General features: G+C 32.9%; 18 protein-coding genes, 1 other RNA gene and 1 other annotated feature. Of the genes, 1 reads left to right on the forward strand and 18 read right to left on the reverse strand.

Annotation, left to right across the window (positions count from 1 at the left end):
- Positions 1-12: 12 nt before the first annotated feature.
- The 12 genes from A3M9_RS0103715 to A3M9_RS0103765 all read right to left on the reverse strand — a co-directional run bounded on the left by A3M9_RS0103715 (position 13) and on the right by A3M9_RS0103765 (position 12,196).
- Positions 13-369, reverse strand: coding sequence for an ornithine aminomutase subunit alpha (locus A3M9_RS0103715; protein WP_027308020.1), 357 nt, complete (start codon positions 367-369; stop codon positions 13-15).
- Positions 370-384: 15 nt separating this feature from the next.
- Complete coding sequence (gene ortB, locus A3M9_RS0103720) at positions 385-1,776, reverse strand: 2-amino-4-oxopentanoate thiolase subunit OrtB (protein ID WP_051350583.1); 1,392 nt, start codon at positions 1,774-1,776, stop codon at positions 385-387.
- 13 nt (positions 1,777-1,789) lie between these two features.
- On the reverse strand, positions 1,790-2,107 hold the full coding sequence (gene ortA, locus A3M9_RS0103725) for a 2-amino-4-oxopentanoate thiolase subunit OrtA (protein ID WP_027308022.1): 318 nt from the start codon (positions 2,105-2,107) through the stop codon (positions 1,790-1,792).
- 11 nt (positions 2,108-2,118) lie between these two features.
- A complete protein-coding gene (gene ord, locus A3M9_RS0103730; RefSeq protein WP_027308023.1) occupies positions 2,119-3,156 on the reverse strand; it encodes a 2,4-diaminopentanoate dehydrogenase in 1,038 nt (345 codons plus the stop codon).
- A 254-nt stretch (positions 3,157-3,410) separates the two neighbouring features.
- A complete protein-coding gene (locus A3M9_RS0103735; RefSeq protein WP_027308024.1) occupies positions 3,411-4,787 on the reverse strand; it encodes a sigma-54-dependent Fis family transcriptional regulator in 1,377 nt (458 codons plus the stop codon).
- A gap of 47 nt (positions 4,788-4,834) precedes the next feature.
- Complete coding sequence (gene glyA, locus A3M9_RS0103740) at positions 4,835-6,073, reverse strand: serine hydroxymethyltransferase (protein ID WP_027308025.1); 1,239 nt, start codon at positions 6,071-6,073, stop codon at positions 4,835-4,837.
- Positions 6,074-6,179: 106 nt separating this feature from the next.
- A complete protein-coding gene (locus tag A3M9_RS0103745) occupies positions 6,180-6,443 on the reverse strand; it encodes a metal-sensitive transcriptional regulator (protein WP_027308026.1) in 264 nt (87 codons plus the stop codon).
- Positions 6,444-6,447: 4 nt separating this feature from the next.
- A complete protein-coding gene (locus A3M9_RS0103750; RefSeq protein ID WP_027308027.1) occupies positions 6,448-7,164 on the reverse strand; it encodes a ThiF family adenylyltransferase in 717 nt (238 codons plus the stop codon).
- Positions 7,165-7,186: 22 nt separating this feature from the next.
- A non-coding RNA gene (ssrS, locus tag A3M9_RS14375) (6S RNA) lies at positions 7,187-7,371 on the reverse strand.
- A 130-nt stretch (positions 7,372-7,501) separates the two neighbouring features.
- The gene (gene aspS / locus A3M9_RS0103755) at positions 7,502-9,289 is read right to left on the reverse strand and encodes an aspartate--tRNA ligase (RefSeq protein WP_027308028.1); all 1,788 of its coding nucleotides are present in this window, start codon (positions 9,287-9,289) and stop codon (positions 7,502-7,504) included.
- Positions 9,290-9,305: 16 nt separating this feature from the next.
- Positions 9,306-10,556, reverse strand: coding sequence for a histidine--tRNA ligase (gene hisS / locus A3M9_RS0103760; protein ID WP_035165792.1), 1,251 nt, complete (start codon positions 10,554-10,556; stop codon positions 9,306-9,308).
- 47 nt (positions 10,557-10,603) lie between these two features.
- Positions 10,604-10,810: a binding site (T-box leader), on the reverse strand.
- An 81-nt stretch (positions 10,811-10,891) separates the two neighbouring features.
- Positions 10,892-12,196 (reverse strand): DNA recombination protein RmuC, encoded by a 1,305-nt coding sequence (locus A3M9_RS0103765; protein WP_027308030.1) that lies wholly within the window; start codon positions 12,194-12,196, stop codon positions 10,892-10,894.
- A gap of 455 nt (positions 12,197-12,651) precedes the next feature.
- Here A3M9_RS0103765 and lgt point away from each other — a divergent pair, with 455 nt between their 5' ends.
- Complete coding sequence (gene lgt, locus A3M9_RS0103770; protein ID WP_198011934.1) at positions 12,652-13,422, forward strand: prolipoprotein diacylglyceryl transferase; 771 nt, start codon at positions 12,652-12,654, stop codon at positions 13,420-13,422.
- A 315-nt stretch (positions 13,423-13,737) separates the two neighbouring features.
- Here the strand turns inward: lgt and hemZ are convergent, their stop codons facing one another.
- The 6 genes from hemZ to A3M9_RS0103800 form a co-directional block, all read right to left on the reverse strand.
- The gene (gene hemZ, locus A3M9_RS0103775) at positions 13,738-15,153 is read right to left on the reverse strand and encodes a coproporphyrinogen dehydrogenase HemZ (protein ID WP_027308032.1); all 1,416 of its coding nucleotides are present in this window, start codon (positions 15,151-15,153) and stop codon (positions 13,738-13,740) included.
- Positions 15,154-15,162: 9 nt separating this feature from the next.
- Positions 15,163-15,345: a hypothetical protein gene (locus A3M9_RS0103780; RefSeq protein ID WP_027308033.1), complete on the reverse strand. Its 183-nt coding sequence runs from the start codon at positions 15,343-15,345 to the stop codon at positions 15,163-15,165.
- Between the two features lie 62 nt (positions 15,346-15,407).
- The gene (locus A3M9_RS0103785; RefSeq protein ID WP_027308034.1) at positions 15,408-16,025 is read right to left on the reverse strand and encodes an MBL fold metallo-hydrolase; all 618 of its coding nucleotides are present in this window, start codon (positions 16,023-16,025) and stop codon (positions 15,408-15,410) included.
- A gap of 11 nt (positions 16,026-16,036) precedes the next feature.
- Positions 16,037-16,486, reverse strand: coding sequence for a D-aminoacyl-tRNA deacylase (gene dtd / locus A3M9_RS0103790; protein WP_027308035.1), 450 nt, complete (start codon positions 16,484-16,486; stop codon positions 16,037-16,039).
- Between the two features lie 10 nt (positions 16,487-16,496).
- Complete coding sequence (locus A3M9_RS0103795) at positions 16,497-18,668, reverse strand: bifunctional (p)ppGpp synthetase/guanosine-3',5'-bis(diphosphate) 3'-pyrophosphohydrolase (RefSeq protein WP_027308036.1); 2,172 nt, start codon at positions 18,666-18,668, stop codon at positions 16,497-16,499.
- A 106-nt stretch (positions 18,669-18,774) separates the two neighbouring features.
- Positions 18,775-19,293, reverse strand: a complete 519-nt coding sequence (locus A3M9_RS0103800; protein WP_027308037.1) for an adenine phosphoribosyltransferase — start codon at positions 19,291-19,293, stop codon at positions 18,775-18,777.

Below are 19,293 nucleotides of genomic sequence, written 5' to 3' on the forward strand. Positions count from 1 at the left end.
GCTATACCCCCCTTAAAATAGTGCTGGTACTTCATCCCAGGCTTTTCCTTCAACAAGTAATAAACCTGCTTCTCTTATTGGTATATTTTTCTTTTTAGCTAACCTATAAACTACATTTCCTGCACCCTTCCCAAGTAGTCCTAAATTTTGTACCCCTTCAACAATTGCCTTTGCCTCTATACTTGAAAATCCCATTCTTAAAAGAACTGACCTTTCAACAGCCGGCGAAGTGTGGGTATATGCAATTTCCACAAGTGGTTTTACTATCTCCTCTGCAAGCTGCCAAAATCTTTTTTCTAATTCTTCATCTGTTAAATTTTTAAGATGCTGTCTTCTAATTTCAAAATCATCAGGCCTCTTAACTGCCATTTTAACCCCTCCTTATTAAACAACCTTTACATTAATTTCAGTAAGTATCTTTTTTACTTCTTCTATTGAAAGTTTTGTATCCTCTGCTAAAAATTCCGCATCCTTTATACCTATTTCATCAACTTTATAGTTATCAATACAGTTTTTTATATACGATTTTTTTAGTTTATTTAAATCTACATCTCTTGCCTTTATTAAGCTTGGATTCTCTGGAAGAATTATACTTTCTCCTGCTCTTTCTTCTTCTGGATCGCCAAATCTAATATCTATTCCATTTTCCCTTGCAAAGGATAGCTGTGCCATATGATGCTTTCCAGCTCCTGTATATTCAGTCTCTTGAACTACTATTATTTGATCTTCATCCATCTCCTGTGCTATATAAAAGGCTGCAGTAAGAGATGTGTTTCCTGCTGGGCCTCTTTCCAATCCCTCAAGTTGTGCTAAAGCTTCCGTCATATAAAATACTTCACCCTGTTTTATAGTTACATACCTATCTAAGTATCTCAAAGGTCGTGCTGCACTTCTTGGAACATCTGATCTATCTGGCCAAGTTGCAAAGGGAATCCCAAAACCAGTATGTCCTGTTGTGAAGGATTTTCTATTAAAGTCCCTATCTGATGCCATATGAAGCCCTGTTAAATCAACGCTTGCACCAACTACTTTAGTGTTAAGTGCACCAGCCTTTATAAGTCCCCTTGCTGTCCCTGTAACATTTCCTCCACCTGCGTGAGTTATAACTACAGCATCAGGATCTTTGCCAAGCTGTTCTCTACACTGAATAGCAACTTCATAGCCTAATGTTTCAACTCCTGCTATTCCATATGGAGAATATAGTGAAGCATTAAAGTATCCTGTCTCTTCAAGAATTCTTAAAAATGTATAAAATAGTTCCGGTCCTACTGTAAGCTGAACAACTTCTGCTCCATAACATTCGCATTTTCTCTGTTTTTCTAATATCTCAGGCTGTCCAACTTTTCTTGAATCATAGCACTCCTGAACTATAATACAATTTAAATTTCTCATCGCTGCCTGTGAAGCAACTGCAGCACCATAGTTTCCACTTGTTGCTGCAACTACACCCTTATATCCTAATTTTTTAGCGTGGTATACTGAAATTGCAGCACGTCTATCTTTAAAACTTCCTGACGGATTGCAGGCTTCATCCTTTATAAATATCCTTGCTCCCTTACCCTTTGGAGAAATTTTTCTCACAAGAGCTGTTAAATTTTTAAGTTCAATAAGGGGTGTATTTCCTACTCCAGCATCCCTTTGTATATTCTGTACCTCTTGTAGTGTATAGCCTGTTTCCCTCATCATCCTTTCGTAATCAAAGCCGATTCGTGATGTTTGAAATTTTGAATAATCTATACCTACAGCCATTTTCATTATTTCATTTTTTCTCGCCATAACTGCATTATAACTATAATCTGCCACATCCTTCACCGTCCTTTAAAATTTTTCTTAAATCTTGCCCTATCTTTAAAATTTCAGGAACAAACTTACCAAAATCGTGTCTATAGCTTGGATTTACTTCAACTAACGTTCCTATAACTTTTCTGTTAGTTAAAGTAGTAATTTCAACTTCATCTCCAATCCTTGCATCGCTATTTAAATACCCCTTTACCCACATTTCAAGTGGAACATTTTTAGTTTCATCCGGTAGATTTGAAGCCCTTTCATCAGGCCTTAGCACTATTTGATGTATCTGTACATAAGTTCCCTTCTTTATAACATCCAAAGTTCTCACCTCTATTTAGTAAGATGCATTCTAAAATCGTTCATTATAGCGTGTGGTATTGGTAAATCCTTCATAGTAACAAGTCCTGGTTTCGCATTTAAAACGTGGGGTATCATATTAACTGCTGTTGCAATTGTTCCTATTCCTCCAGGAACCTCAGGCTTTATACATAGACTTATATTTGGATCTCCTTCAATCCATATATAATCACCAGTTTCTATATTTTCTATCTCTGGATGTATTTGTTGTGGGTGTTCAAGTGCTATTACAACTTCACCATTTTTAAGACCATATCCACAGTGGTTACATCCACATACCATACCAGGTTCAACAACAACATCCTTTGTTTCCCTATGTGTATTTGATATAATTGGTTCCTTTGTCTGCTTTACTTCATCTATTTCAATTCCAAGTGCATCTGCTATCATTGGTATTGATTCTTCAAATCCAACGTGACCGTATACAGAACCATCTTCAATCCCCTTCATAAATTCTTCTACAGTAAGACCAACTCCCTGTTCTCTCATAACTGTTTTTCCAAATGGTGATAAATCATTTATTCTTGCTGCTCTTATTTTCTTTACACTTCTACAAACTGCACTTAAAGTTATTATTAATGTGTCTAATACAAATCCTGGATTTACACCTGTTCCAAGTACAGTTACTCCATTTGCCTTTGCAATTTCATCTATTTCCTTTGATAATTCTGGTTCTGCTATAAAAGGATATGCCATTTCTTCTGCAATTGTAATGCAGTTCATTTTATGACTACATATTAATTTAATCTGCTTTTCTACTCCCTTTACAAATGAATCAATAGCAAGTAAAACTACATCTGCCTCTACTTCACTTAAAATCTTTTCTGGGTCTGAAGATATTGTTATTCCAAGTTTTCTGCCAATTCCAATATGTTCACCTAAATCTTTACCTTCATTTTCCTTCCTATCAATAGCACCAACAACTTCAATTCCTTCTTTGTCTAAAATCATTTTAACCATTCCACTGCCCATATTTCCTACGCCCCATTGAATAACCTTAATTTTATCCATATTTAACTCCTCCCAATACAATTTTTTATTATATATTGCAAATATGGTGCCAAACTAAAGAGTAGCTTTTATTTAAAATATATTTAATAAAATTATATTTATAACACTAATGAAGTTAGAGTGTTTTAATATTCAATATTTTCTGATATTTAGTTTTGACTGCAATAATTTTTGCACCTGCAAAACTTTATAATTTATAAAGTAAAAAAGCTCTATGCAAAATATTTTGCATAGAGCTTGCCGAAAAATATAAGCTATTTATTTATACCATATTTATTCAATTTATGCTGAAGAGTTTGCCTTTTTATCTTTAACAGACCTGCTGCTTTAGATATATTGTAGTTTGTTCTTTCAAGAGCTGTAAGTATTATACTTTTCTCTATATCCTCTAAGTAGTCATCTAATGGAACATTAAAATCATACTTTAAGTCGCTTATTTTAGATGTATACCTTTTAAATATTAGTTCCTGAACATTTGGTGCAAAATGTTCTCTTTTTAGTATATGACCAGTAACCATATTCATTGCACCTTCAATGTAGTTTTTCAGCTCCCTCACATTGCCTGGCCAATCATAGCTTAAAAAACCATCGTAGACTTCATCTGAAACTTCCCAAACATCCTTAATAAGTTCTATATTGTATTTTTTTATAAACTCATTTATGAAAATAGGTATATCCTCTTTTCTATCCCTAAGAGGTGGAATATTAATATTTATTACACTTAGTCTATAATAGAGATCTTTTCTTAGATTTCCTTGTAAAATTGAAGTATATGGGTCTTCATTTATTGTTGCAATAATTCTAACATCTATTGGGATGTCCTTAACATCCCCAATTCGTCTAATATATCCCTCCTGCAATACCCTTAAAAGTTTTGCCTGTAGGTTTACTGGCATTGAGTTTATTTCATCTAAAAGAAGTGTACCTCCGTTTGCCTGTTCAAACAAACCTGGTCTATTTATTGCCCCTGTAAAACTCCCCTTTACAGTACCAAATAGTATTCCTTCAAGTAAGCTCTCAGGTAATGCAGCACAGTTTACAGCAATAAATGGTTTTTTGTTTCTTGTGCTCGATGAATGAATACATCGTGCTATTACCTCTTTTCCTGTACCTGTCTCACCTATAATTAATACTGTAGAATTAGTCCTACTTGCTTTCTTAGCCAGTTCAATAGTTTTTAGAAAATCAGGACTTGCACCAACTATATCACTAAATTTAAACTCATCTGAACCATCTTCCCTATTATTAAGTTGTAGAATTCTATCATATAGTTCTTTTATTTTAGTAAAATTTTTAGATATTTCTACTGCCCCTAATATTTTACCATCAAAAAAAATAGGTATAGTTGTGTTAACAGTAGTTATGTTGTTACCTTTTTTGTTAAGGTATGTCTGATATCTATCAAGTACAGGTTCTCCTGATTTTAAGCAGGAGAGTAACGTACTTGTTGTTTCATTAAGGTTTGGAAAAAGGTCACACAAATTCTTACCTACAACCTCATTTGAATTCAACCCCTCTATCTGTTCCATCGCTCTATTGTATATTATTGTATTGCCGTCGCTATCTACAACGTGAATCCCCTCATCGATATTATTTAAAATAATTTCAAGCAATTTATGCTCAAAATCCATAAAAAATCCCCCTATCTAAATAATTAATGGGCTTAATAGCCCATTAATTATTTGTTTGAATATAGTGGAAACTTATCACAAAGAGCCTTAACCCTTTCCTTAGCTGGAGTTAAATTCTTTTCCCTATTATCTATTACCCAAGCAATTATATCTGCAATTGCAATCATTTCTTCTTTTCCAAATCCCCTTGTTGTTACTGCTGGTGTACCTATTCTAATACCACTTGTAACCATAGGACCTTGTGGGTCAAATGGAATTGTATTTTTATTAACTGTTATTCCAACTTCGTCAAGAAGATGCTCTGCCTCTTTACCAGTTATGTTCTTATTTCTTAAATCAATAAGCATAAGATGATTGTCTGTACCGCCTGAAACTAAATTAAATCCTCTATCTAATAGAGCATTAGCAAGATGTTTTGCGTTTTCAACAACCTTCCTTTGATATTCTTTAAACTCATCACTCATTGCTTCTTTAAAGCATACAGCCTTTGCTGCGATAACATGTTCAAGTGGTCCACCTTGAATTCCTGGGAATATTGTTTTATCTATTATCTTTGCATACTCTTCTTTACATAATATTGCACCGCCCCTTGGTCCACGCAATGTTTTATGAGTTGTAGTTGTTACAAAGTCAGCGTATTCAACAGGATTTGGATGAAGTCCTGCTGCAACAAGGCCTGCAATATGTGCCATATCCACCATCATATATGCATCAATCTCATCACATATTTCTCTTATCCTCTTAAAGTCAATAACTCTTGGATATGCACTTGCACCTGCTACAATCATTTTTGGTTTTTCACTATGTGCAATTTTTCTTAACTCATCATAATCTATGTAACCATCTTCATTTACACCATAGGATATAAAATTAAACAATTTACCTGAAAAATTTACTGGGCTACCGTGGGTTAAATGTCCACCATGTGCTAAATTCATCCCTAAGACTTTATCTCCTATTTCAAGAACAGATAGATATACAGCCATATTTGCCTGAGAGCCAGAGTGTGGCTGAACATTGGCGTGCTCTGCACCAAATAACTTTTTTAATCTTTCCCTTGCTAAATCTTCAACTATATCTACATATTCACATCCACCATAATATCTCTTACCAGGATAGCCCTCTGCATATTTATTTGTCAATTGTGAACCTTGTGCCTCCATAACCGCTTTACTTGTAAAATTCTCTGATGCAATTAGTTCGATTTTATTTTGTTGTCTTTCCATTTCCTTTAATATAGCCTCATATATTTCAGGGTCTACCTTTTTAACTTGCTCTAAACTCATCATACCCTCTCCTTTAAAATATCTTATATAATAAATTATAGAATTATCAGACATTTTTTACAAGCATAAATATATATAAAATATACTATTTACCTTAATATGTAAATTATTTTATGAATTTAACAATTGTTTCTATCAAGTCTTCTATTTCCTGTTCTGAAACAAAATCATCCGATGCCTTTAAAATACATGATTTTGAATAGTTTTCTAAAATTAATGCACCAACTTTACTTATAGCTGCTCTAACAGCTGCAACCTGAACTAAAATATCTCTACAATCCGCATTGTTTTCTACCATCTTTTCAATTCCTTTGACTTGACCTTCAATTCTTCTTAATCTTTTTATTAAATCTTCCTTTGTACAACTCATATTTTTACCCCCTGTTTATTATATCTTTTATAACTTCACCTGCAATTATGAGACCAACAACAGATGGAACAAAGGATATGCTTGCAGGAATTTGTTTTCTCTGTTTTTCTTCTATTTGTTCATTATTGTTTCTTCTGATTGGTGTTTCCCTTGAGTAAACAACCTTTAAATCCTTTACGCCTCTTTTTTTAAGCTCACTTCTCATAACCTTTGCCAGCGGACAAACAGACGTTTTATAAATATCTGAAACTTCAAATTTTGTAGGGTCTAATTTGTTACCTGCTCCCATACTACTAATAATAGGTATGTTTTTTTCTTTACACTTTACAACTAAATCTATTTTTGAGGAAACTGTATCTATAGCATCAATAACATAATCATAATCATCTTTTAGAAGTTCTTCTGCTGTATCTTTATTATAAAAAGTCTTATATGTAATTACTTGGCAGCTCGGATTTATATCTTTTATTCTTTCTGCCATAACCTCAACCTTAGGTCTACCTACAGTTTTTGTAGTAGCGTGGATTTGTCTATTTATATTTGTTATGCATATATCATCCTTATCAATCAATACCAAACTTCCTACTCCACCTCTTGCTAGAGCCTCTACTGCAAAGGAACCTACCCCTCCTACTCCAAATACTGCAACTTTGCTATTTTTAAGCTTTTCTAATGCTTCACGCCCAATTAAAAGCTCAGTTCTTGAAAATGGTTCTAACATATTTTACCTCCTTAAACGTAAGAAAAAACCCACCGTATCGGTTGATGGATAGATTGAACCTGCTCTCAGCAGGTGGGTGTCCTCCCTAAAGATTCACGCTTCCTACTACAATTGTGTAGGCCTGCAATCCACTTCAGGAGACCGGACTCCCTTTGTATTGATGTTGGCTCAATACTTAATCCATCTTAACGTATACGGCAGGCTATATTCAATTAGGTTAATTGTATTATACTATAGAATATTTTTTTTGTAAACTTCAATAGTACCTCATCGGTATATTTAATATATCACTTTATTTTAAATTCATCAATCCACACTTTTAGGTTTTGTTGCATTTTTATTTTTCGTTTTCTATTATTTGTATGCCCAGCTCATCTAATTGTTTCTTATCAACTACATTTGGTGCATTAGATAATGGGCAAGCAGCATTTTGATTCTTAGGGAATGCAATAACATCCTTAATGTTTTCTGTGCCTGCAAGGAACATAATTAATCTATCAAATCCATACGCTATTCCGCCGTGTGGAGGTGGACCAAATTTAAAGGCTTCAAGTAGGAATCCAAATCTTTCCCACGCATCCTCCATTGTAAATCCTAAGGCTTTAAACATTCTTTCTTGAAGTTTTGTATCGTGAATTCTTATACTTCCTCCACCTATTTCCTCTCCATTTAGTACAATATCATAGGCCTTTGCTCTAACTTTTCCAGGCTCAGTTTCAAGTAACTCTATATCCTCATCCATCGGTGAAGTAAATGGATGGTGTACTGCAACATATCTTCCTTCTTCCTCATCATATTCAAGCAGTGGGAATTCTGTCACCCATAGGAACTTGTATTCTTTATTATCTGGACCTATAAGTCCAAGCTTCCTTGCCAATTCAAGTCTAAGAGCACCTAAGGATGCAAATACTACCTTTGGTTTATCTGCAACAATTAATATTAAATCTCCATCCTTTGCCTCTGTCTTTTCTATTATTGCATTTAATTCTTCTTCCTTTAAGAATTTTGCTATTTGTGATTTTATTTCGCCATCCTTAAGAGCTATCCAAGCAAGACCCTTTGCACCATAGGTTTTTACAAAGTCTGTTAATCTATCTATCTCTTTTCTTCCAAATTCAGCACAGCCTTCTGCATTTATTGCCCTAACGTGACCACCTGATGCAACAGTATCTTTAAATACCTTAAATTCTGAATCCTTAACAATGTCTGTCAAATCCTTTAATTCCATACCAAATCTTATATCCGGTTTGTCTGAACCATATCTTTCCAAAGCCTCTTTATATGGCATTCTGATAAATGGTATTTCTACATCTATTCCCTTAACTTCCTTAAAAAGTCTTTTAATAAATTTTTCATTAATTGATATAACATCATCTACATCAACAAATGACATTTCAATATCAATTTGAGTAAATTCTGGCTGTCTATTGGCTCTTAAGTCTTCATCTCTAAAGCACCTTACAATTTGGAAGTATCTATCATAACCTGATATCATAAGTATCTGTTTAAATATTTGTGGTGATTGAGGAAGTGCATAGAATTTTCCTGGGAAATTTCTACTTGGTACTAAGTAGTCTCTTGCACCCTCTGGTGTACTCTTTGTTAAATATGGAGTTTCTATCTCTAAGAATCCATTTTCATCGAAGAAATCACGAACAACCTTTGCAGCCTTATGTCTTAACATTAAATTCCTTTGAAGGTCAGGTCTTCTTAAATCCAAATATCTGTATTTTAGCCTTATTGCCTCTGATGCATCTAAGTTTTCCTTTATATATATTGGTGGAGTTTCTGATTCAGAAAGAATCTTTAATGCCTCTGCCTTTATTTCAACTTTCCCAGTTGGCATATTTAGATTTGGTGATTCTCTTAAAACAACTTCCCCTGTTACTGCAAGAACATATTCACTTCTTATTGAATGTGCCTTTTCAAAGGCTTCTTTGTTTATCTCATCTCCAAAAACAACTTGAACAATTCCTGTTCTATCTCTAAGGTCAACAAATATTAGACCTCCTAAATCTCTTCTTCTTTGAACCCAACCCATAACTGTTACTTTGCTGCCTACCTTATCTTCAAAAACTTCTCCACACATACAGGTTCTCTTTAAACCATTTAATGCTTCTGCCATTTTTTACCCTCCTTAATTATAAATTCATTTTAATGTCTTCTATAGATGTTTCTTTTTCTTCACCATTTTCCATATTCTTAATCTTAACTATTCCTTTATCTAACTCATCATCGCCTATTATAATAACGTAATCTGCACCTATCTTATTTGCATATTTCATTTGTGCCTTTAGACTTCTATTCATTAAATCTTTTTCTACACTTATACCTTCTCTTCTTAAATCAAAGGCAATCCTTGATGAAGCCTTCTTTGCCCTCTCTCCTAAACTTGCAATGTATATTAGTTTTGGTTTCATATTTGGTATTTCTATTCCTTTAGACTCAAGCATTAGTATTAGTCTTTCAATACCAAGTCCAAATCCAACAGCAGGTGTTTTTGAGCCTCCTATCTCTTCTATTAAATTATCATATCTTCCCCCACCACATACAGTACTCTTTGCTCCAATGTCCTCTGAAATTATCTCAAAAACAGTTTTTGTATAATAATCTAATCCTCTAACTATATATGGATCAACTACATAATTTATATCTAATGTATCCAATTCAGACTTTAAATCCTCAAAGTGATTTCTACATTCATCACAAATATAATCAATTACAACAGGTGCACCCTCTGCTATCTTCTTACAAGTATCGTTTTTACAGTCAAGCACCCTTAATGGATTTCTATCATATCTTTCTTTGCAGGTTGGACATAAATCATCAAAATTCTTCTTTAAATACTCCTTAAGTGCATTGTTATAATTTGGTCTACAATTTGGGCATCCTATGTTATTTATATTAACAGTTAAATCCTGTAGACCTAAATTATTAAAGAAGGTGAAGGCAAGAGATATAACTTCTGCATCAGCTGATGCATCACTTGATCCAAATAGCTCAACACCAAACTGATGATGTTCTCTTAATCTTCCCTTTTGTACCTGTTCATATCTAAATACTGGTGTTATGTAGAAAAGTTTAGTTGGTTGTACCTCTGAATAAAGACCATTTTCTAAAAAGGCTCTTGCTGCTGGAGCTGTTCCCTCTGGTTTTAGTGTTATGCTTCTGCCTGCTTTGTCTAAAAATGTGTACATTTCCTTTTGAAATATATCTGTTGTCTCGCCAACTCCTCTTTGAACAAGTTCAGTATGTTCAAAGGTTGGTGTTCTTATTTCTGAAAAACCAAAATAAGAACAAACTTCTCTAACCTTTTGTTCTATATACTGCCACTTATAGACATCCTTTGGTAAAACGTCCCTTGTACCCTTTGGTGCCTTTGTTATTAACATAGTATCCCTCCTCATTAATTATTAACAAAAAAGAAACCGTCCCTAAAGCAAGGGACGGGTATTCTTCCCGCGGTGCCACCCTAATTGGCATAGCCCACTTAAATCTATAACGCCGACTGCGTGTATCCCTACTCAATTCAGGTACAAACTCCAGGGTGTCCTTCATCTCCCTTAACTTTAAAACTGCTCTCAGTCTTAGGCAGCTTCTCCCTGTAAAGTGTTTGGAAACTACTCCTCCCCTTCATAGCATTTAAATATAAATTTTAGCTTTATTATACAAATACAAATATAACCTGTCAAGTAATATATTTTATTTTGTATATATTATATTGTCACTATCTTTCCTCATCTTCTATTAAGATTCTCTCACTCTCTTCTATAGGCAGTTCCTGAACGGATTTTAGCTTTCTTTCTATAGTCTTGGTCTTCTTTGCTGCAGTCTCTATTGTATTGCTTGCCTCCTGTAATTTCTTTTGTGTTTTTTCAAGTATATCACCAAACTTTGTAAACTCTGTCTTTACAGCACCAAGTAGAGCCCAAACTTCACTTGATCTTTTTTCTATTGCCAGCGTCCTAAATCCCATTTGTAAACTATTTAAAAGAGCCGAAATTGTAGTTGGGCCTGTTACTATAACCTTATATTCCCTCTGTAATGTTTCAATCAAACCTACATCTCTAATAACCTCTGCAAATAAGCTTTCTGTTGGCAAAAACATAATCGCAAAGTCTGTGGTATTAGGAGGATCTATGTATTTTTCAAATATACTCTTTGCCTCCTGTTTTATTCTATTTTCAAGTTGTTTTCTTGCAAAGTCCACGCCTTCCTTATTTCCCTCCTCCTGTGCATCAAGAAGCCTTTGATAGTCCTCCTGTGGAAACTTTGCATCTATAGGTAAGTAAACACACCTATTTAAGTCATCTTTACCTGGCAGTTTAACTGCAAATTCTACTCTATCTGAACTACCCTTTTTTGTTGCAACATTTTCTTCATACTGTTCCTTTGTAAGTATTTCTGAAATTATATTTGCCAGTTGAACTTCTCCCCATATTCCTCTAACTTTAACATTGGTAAGAGCTCTCTTTAAATCATTTACACCAGTTGTTAAACTTTGTATTTCTCCAAGTTGCTTATAAAGTGCCTCAAGCCTTTCACTTATATTTTGAAAGGACTGGGATAATCTATTTTCTAATGTAGAATGAAGTTTTTCATCAACTGTTTGCCTCATCTCCTCAAGCTTTTTGTTGTTATCATTTTGAATTTGAGTAAGCTTTTCCTCTACACTTTGCCTTATTTTATCGAGACCATCTTGATTTTTCTTTAGAAAGTCAATAAGTTGGCTGCTTACAACTTCAAGTTGCCTATTTTGCATATTTCCAATGTTTGTTATCTGTGTATTCAAACTATCTGTTAAACTTTTAATGCTTTGTGATAATTCCATTCTATTTTGGCTTGAGTTTTTATTTATTTCTTCTCTATTTCTTCCCATTTCATCCTTTATAATATTATTTATCCTATCCTCTAAAGTTTGTGATAAATTTCTTAAGGGCCTTTCTATATCTAAAGCACACTTTTGTTTTAAAATTATGATTAATTGTAATATAACTATAGCAATTAATAGGATTAGAATAACTACATCCATATCATCACCCCCAATATAATTATAATTTGGTTGGTTAAATATGTAAACAATAAGATTAATTGAATTAAAATAAGTTATTTCTAATTTTACTTATAAAATTTCATATTGTTGACAAATCCATTTGTAAGCTAAAGTATGAAAAAGCCCCATTAAAGGATTTCGATAGGCTCTTTCATGAGCTTTAGCAATTCTTTGCTTTTCGACTTTGAAAAAGTCCGTAATTCGGCACAGGACGTGCCGAGCCGAGCGGCCATCAGGATGATGGCATCGCGAGGGTAGGACTTTTCAAACAAAGAAAAGCTTAGAATTGATTAGCGAAATAAACGAATGCCCAAGAAATCCTTGTTGGTGCTTTTCACTATATAATTTTTTAACAATCTGTAATTTTACTTACAAAATTATTGTACTTTTTATAAAATAATGTGTTAAAATAAGATTAACATCAAAAAGGAGTGATGCATTTGAATCCAATAGCCTTTTATGTGTTTGGTATAGCAATAAGATGGTATGGAGTTTTAATAGCATCTAGTATGCTTATTGCCTTTATTATTGCAAAAATTAATTCAAAGTATTTAAATGTTGATTATGACAAATTTATCGACTGTGCTTTGATATCGCTACCCTTTGGAATAGTGGGTGCACGTTTATACTATGTAGTATTTAATTATAAACTATATATTAACAATCCAATTGATGTTTTAAATATAAGAGAAGGTGGACTTGCTATCCACGGTGGAATCATATTTGGTATTCTCGCTGCCTACATATATTCTAAAAAAAGAGGTATAAACCTGTTAAACTATCTTGATTTAGCTGCACCATCAATTGTTCTTGCACAGTCAATAGGTAGATGGGGTAACTTTTTTAATCAAGAAGCCCACGGTAGTGAAGTATCGAAGGAATTTATAAGTAAATTCCCTGAGTTCATACAAAGGGGTATGTTTATAGATGGGAAATACTATCATCCAACTTTTCTATATGAATCACTATGGAATCTTTTTATATTTATAATATTGATGATTATAATAAGATACATTATAACAAAGCGTGGAAACATATTCTTTATATATGTTCTTTTATATTCAATAGGCAGGTTTTTTATCGAAGGCTTAAGAACTGATAGTTTAATGATAGGACCATTTAGAACTGCACAAATAGTAAGTATTATAGGAATTTTAATTTCAACTATGTATGTTTTATTAAATAAAGGTAAGGAACTATATTAGATTCCTTGAGGTTGTTAACAAATTTATACATTGATTAGCCCCATGAAGGATTTCTTGGGCATCGGTTCATTTCGTTAAGCAAATCTAAGCTTTTCTTTATTTAAAAAAGTCCTACCCTCGCAATATCATCGTCCTGATGACTGCTCGGCTCGGCACATCCTGTGCCGAATTACGGACTTTTTAAAAGTCGAAAAGCAAGATTTGCTAAAACTCATGAAATATGCCATTGCGAAATCCTTTCATGGGGCTTTTTTATACTTTAACTAACAATTGGGTTTTTCAACAGCCTGAAAAACTATATTAGTTTCCTTACCTTTACTTATGTAGTATATCATCTATAGCCTCTATTTTTTTATTTATCATCTCATCTATTCTATTTATATACTCCCTAACATCCTTTACATTAGCAACTCTTTCTATTCTATTTTCTTCATCATAAACAAGCTTTGTTATTGCATCTGCACCTAAGGATATAATAGAAATATTCTCTGCAATCATTTGAATGTTGTAAATACATTCCTTGCCTCTCTTGCTGTATCCAACGTTCTCCAATGGACTTACCATATTCTTTTGCCTATACATATAATATGGAATCATCCCCATCTCTCTACAACAATTAGTAGCATAGTTATACATTGAAATTACATTATCTGTTCTATGTTTATAATCCATTTCGTTTAATATTGAGGCTCTTTTTATCGCCATTGTATGTATTGTAATACTCTCTGGAGATAACTTTTTTAGTTCCTCCATTGTTTTATTTATTGAACCTAAATCTTCATCAGGAAGACCTACTATAATATCCATATTGATATTATCAAAGCCAATCTCTCGTGCCAAATTAAACTTATCTATAATATCTTTAGTAGAATGTCTTCTTCCAATTTTAATTAATGTTTCCTCATTCATTGTCTGTGGGTTTATACTAATCCTTGTTACACCATACTTCTTAAGTAAAACTAACTTATTTTTATCAATTGAATCAGGTCGTCCTCCTTCAAAGGTGAATTCTCTCAATTTTTGTAGGTTTACATAATTTGATAATTTGTCAAGTAATCTATCTATTTGTTCTAAACTTAAGGAGGATGGCGTTCCTCCACCAAAGTATAAAGTATCAACAGTTATACCATTATTTTTAAGATAACTTAAAATTGAATCAAACTCTTTTAAAAGAGAATCAACATAAGCTTCAACCAGTTTTTCATTACCATAAATTGAATTTGAAGCAAAGGAGCAGTAAACACACCTTGTTGGACAAAAGGGAATACCAACATATATGCTAACCTGTTTTTTTTCTTTATCTAAAAATTTTGCTTCATTCTCTGCAACCTCTATAGTTAAATTAGCCTTGTCCTCATTTAAAAGGTAATACTGCATTAAATGATTCTTTATTTCTTCTAAACTGTCTCCTCTCTTTTTTAATTCGTGAACTATCTTTGTTGGTCTTATTCCAACCAATATTCCCCAGGGAATATTTTTATCAAAATATCTACTGAGTGCCTTTAGAGCTGTTCTCTTTAAAGAATTTTTTATTAATTTAATATCACTTCCATCTATATTTTCTTTTTCAATTATTTCTCCTATTTTGAATAAAACCTGCTCTCCATCTAAAATACTTTCTATTTCAAAACCATCTTGGCAAAATTCTATTTCTTCCTTTTCATAAAATAGATTCAATATTTGAAATACTTCATATCTAAAATTATGTCCTATTAATCCTACTCTTACCATCCTATACACCTACAAATACTTTTTAGTCTCCTGCCTTAGCCTTTTTACAAACTTTTCACTAACCTTTAGTTCTTTTGCAATGTCACTATCAGTATAGCCGTTTTCCATCATTTCTGAATATCTTTCGTAATCTAATTCATCAAGTGGGTTAACATAGGTTTCTGAATAACCATTCGTTCTTTTCTTTTTCATATTAACCTCTCCTTTTATAAATTCAAATACATTTTTCCCACTTTGATGTCCATATATTCAATTTATTTTAAAAAAGGGTTAAATCTTTTTTCAAGCCCAATAGTTGTATATATTCCATGTCCTGGATATACCTTTGTCTTATCATCTAAAACTAATAGATTTTCTTTTATTGATTTTATTAACTCATCTTTATTTCCATTTGGAAAATCTGTCCTTCCTATTGAACCTCTAAAAAGGGCATCCCCAGTAAAAACAGAATCACCAACTAATATTGAGATCCCTCCTGGTGTATGTCCCGGAGTCTCTAATATTTTAAGTTCTAAATTTCCTACTTTTAAAACATTCTGTTGCTCAACATATAAATCAACATCAAAAAGTTTCATATTAGAATATATTGGTATTAATTCAATTGTTCCGCCTTCTATTAAATAACTATCTCGTTTGTGTGCAACTACTAATGCACCTGTTTCATCCTTTAACTTTTTTACTCCTGCTATATGGTCAGCGTGACCGTGAGTTAAAATTATATATCTTAAATTAAAATTCATTGACCTTATATCTTCAATAAGTTCAGTTGTATCTCCACCTGGGTCTACACAAAATGCTTCATTTGTTTCATCATCTACGACTAAATAACAGTTAGTCTGAAAATATCCCATTTCATAAGTTTTAACTATCATTCTAATCACTCCTAAAAGTTTTTCTTACTGTCTAAAAGTAATGTAACTGGACCATCATTCTCAAGATTTACCTTCATATAAGCTTGAAACTGTCCTTTTTCTACTTTTTTTATATATTTTTTACACTCTTCAACAAATTCTAAATACATTTTTTCAGCATAGTCAGGCTTTGCTGCCATCATATAATTAGGTCTTCTTCCCTTTCTACAATCGCCATAAAGTGTAAATTGTGAAACAACTAAAAGTTCCCCACCAACATCAATTAATGAAAGGTTCATTTTTCCTTCTTCATCATCAAATATTCTTAAGTTACAAACCTTCTCTGCTAAATATTTTATATCATCATCTGTATCTAATTCCTCTACTCCTAATAACACCAATATACCCTTATCAATACTACCTACAACATTACCTTCGACTTCAACTCTTGCACTATTTACTCGTTGCACAACAGCTCTCATAAAATCACCCCTAATTTCTGTTTCTATAAACATCTATTACGCCACTTAATTTTCTAAAATCCCTCATTATCTTCTCTAACTGTTCTGTATTTAAAACTTCTAAGGATAAATGTATAGTTGCTGTATTTTTTCTATTCGTTCTTGCATTTATTGCCTTCACAGAAACCTTTGCATTTACTATTGTATTTGTAATATCTGCCAAAAGTCCTGTTCTATCTGTGGCTTCTATTTGAATATCTGCAACAAAGGATGATGTATGTTCTCCTGTCCACCTTGCTTCAATAACTCTTTCAGATTCAACTTCTGATAGATGTTTAAAGTTTGTACAGTCTTTTCTATGGATAGAAACACCTCTACCCTTTGTTATAAAACCTATTATTTCATCTCCCGGAACAGGATTACAGCACTTTGCAAATCTAACTAACAAATCCTTTTCGCCTTTGACTTCAATTCCCTGCTTAACACCCTCACGTTTTCTTTCTCTTTGAATCTGTTTCTTTGGTTCAAAGTCAGCAACACTTTTAATTTCTTCCTTTTCCTTGTCTTTATATAGTTCTTCCTTTATTTTTCCAATAACTAATGAAGCCGATAACGCTCCGCTACCAATTGTAGCATATAAGTCATCTATTTGTGCATAGTTAAACCTTTTCAAAACAACGTCTATAATATCAGACTTCATTGCATCGGCATATGGTATCTTATGTCTTCTAAGTTCCTTTTCTATAAGCTCTTTACCCTTTTCTATGTTTTCTTCTTTATATATTCTCTTAAAATATTGTTTTATTTTATTTTTTGCCTGTGAACTTTTTGCTATATTAAGCCAATCTCTGCTTGGACCTTTGGAGGTGCTTGATGTAATTATTTCTACTATATCTCCAGTCTTCAATTTATAATCAAGCGGAACCATTTTACCATTTACTTTAGCACCAATACATTTATTCCCTATATCGGTATGAATTCTATAGGCAAAATCTATAGGTGTAGAATCTACTGGTAAATCAATAACTGTTCCCTTAGGTGTAAAGACAAACACTTCATCAGAAAACAAATCTATTTTTACTGTCTCCATAAATTCCTTAGCATCTGTTGTTTGCTTTTGGAACTCAATTATTTCCCTTAACCACTTTAATCTATCGCCTAAATCATCACTTGTAATACCCTCTTTATACTTCCAATGGGCTGCAATACCATACTCTGCAGTTCTATGCATTTCCCAAGTTCTAATTTGTATTTCAAAGGGCTGACCTCCTGGTCCTATAACTGTCGTATGGAGAGATTGATACATATTAGGCTTTGGCATAGCTATATAATCTTTAAATCTACCTGGTATTGGCTTCCACAATGTGTGAACAATACCAAGAGCTGCATAACAGTCTCTTACTGTATCAACTATAACTCTAATTGCTAAAAGGTCAAATATTTGATCAAATGTTTTATTTTTATATACCATTTTTCTATAAATACTATAGAAATGCTTTGGACGTCCCTCAATATCCGCTATAATACCTGATTGTGATAACTTGTTTTTTAATATATCTATAATTTCGTTTAGTTCTTTTTCACGTTCAACCCTTTTTTTCTGTACTTTATTAACCAAATCATAATACTCATCTGGTTTCAAATACCTTAAACATAAGTCCTCAAGTTCCCATTTTATCTTAGAAATACCCAGTCTATGAGCAAGAGGTGCAAAAATGTCTAAGGTCTCTTGGGCCTTCTCTTTTTGTTTATGTGGTGGAAGATATTTTAAAGTTCTCATATTATGAAGTCTATCAGCAAGTTTTATTAGAATAACCCTAACATCATTTGCCATAGCAACAAGCATCTTTCTAATATTTTCTGCCTGCTGTTCTTCCTTAGATTTGTATTCAATTTTACCAAGCTTAGTAACCCCTTCGACCAAAAAAGCAATCTGTGGATTAAACATATTTTTAATGTCTTCATAAGTATATTCTGTATCCTCAACCACATCATGTAAAAGAGCAGCACAAATAGTATCAGTATCTAGCCCAAGTTCTATTGTTATTAATGCAACCTCAACTGGATGCATTAAGTAAGGCTCACCTGATTCTCTATATTGATCCTTATGTGCCTTTTCTGCCAATTCATAGGCACGTTTTATTAAATCTATATCAACATCTAACTTCTGTTTTTTTATTTTATCAATAATTATATCAAGCATAGCCGCCCTCACTTCTCTTGTTTATAATATATGGCTGGTATTCATACCAGCCATATTTTTTATTAATTATATCTCAACTTTTAATTAATTGCAATTTTTTTCGACATCAAAATTCATATTTGATAAGTGATTCTACATCATATTTAGCAAGCTTTTCTCTACCATTTAGTCCTGTTAATTCAATAAGGAAGCACATACCAACAACTTCTCCACCAAGCTGTTCTACTAAGTTTGCAACAGATGCAATAGTTCCTCCTGTAGCAAGTAGATCATCTACAATAAGAACTCTTTGACCTGGCTTTATAGCATCCTTATGTATTTCAAGGCAATCACTTCCATACTCTAAATCATATTCATATTTTAGGGTGTCAGCAGGTAGTTTACCAGGTTTTCTAACAGGTACAAATCCAACACCTAAGCCATATGCAACTGGAGTTCCAAATACAAAACCTCTGGCTTCTGGTCCAACAACTAAATCTATGTTCTTATCCTTTGCATATTCAATCATCTTATCAACTGCATATTTAAAAGCTTCTCCATCCTTTAATAGAGTTGTAACATCTTTAAAGCTTATGCCTTTCTTTGGAAAATCTTCTATTATTCTTATTTTTTCAACTAAATTCAT

This window comes from Caloramator sp. ALD01, assembly GCF_000472625.1.
Lineage (GTDB): Bacteria > Bacillota > Clostridia > Clostridiales > Caloramatoraceae > Thermobrachium > Thermobrachium proteoclasticum.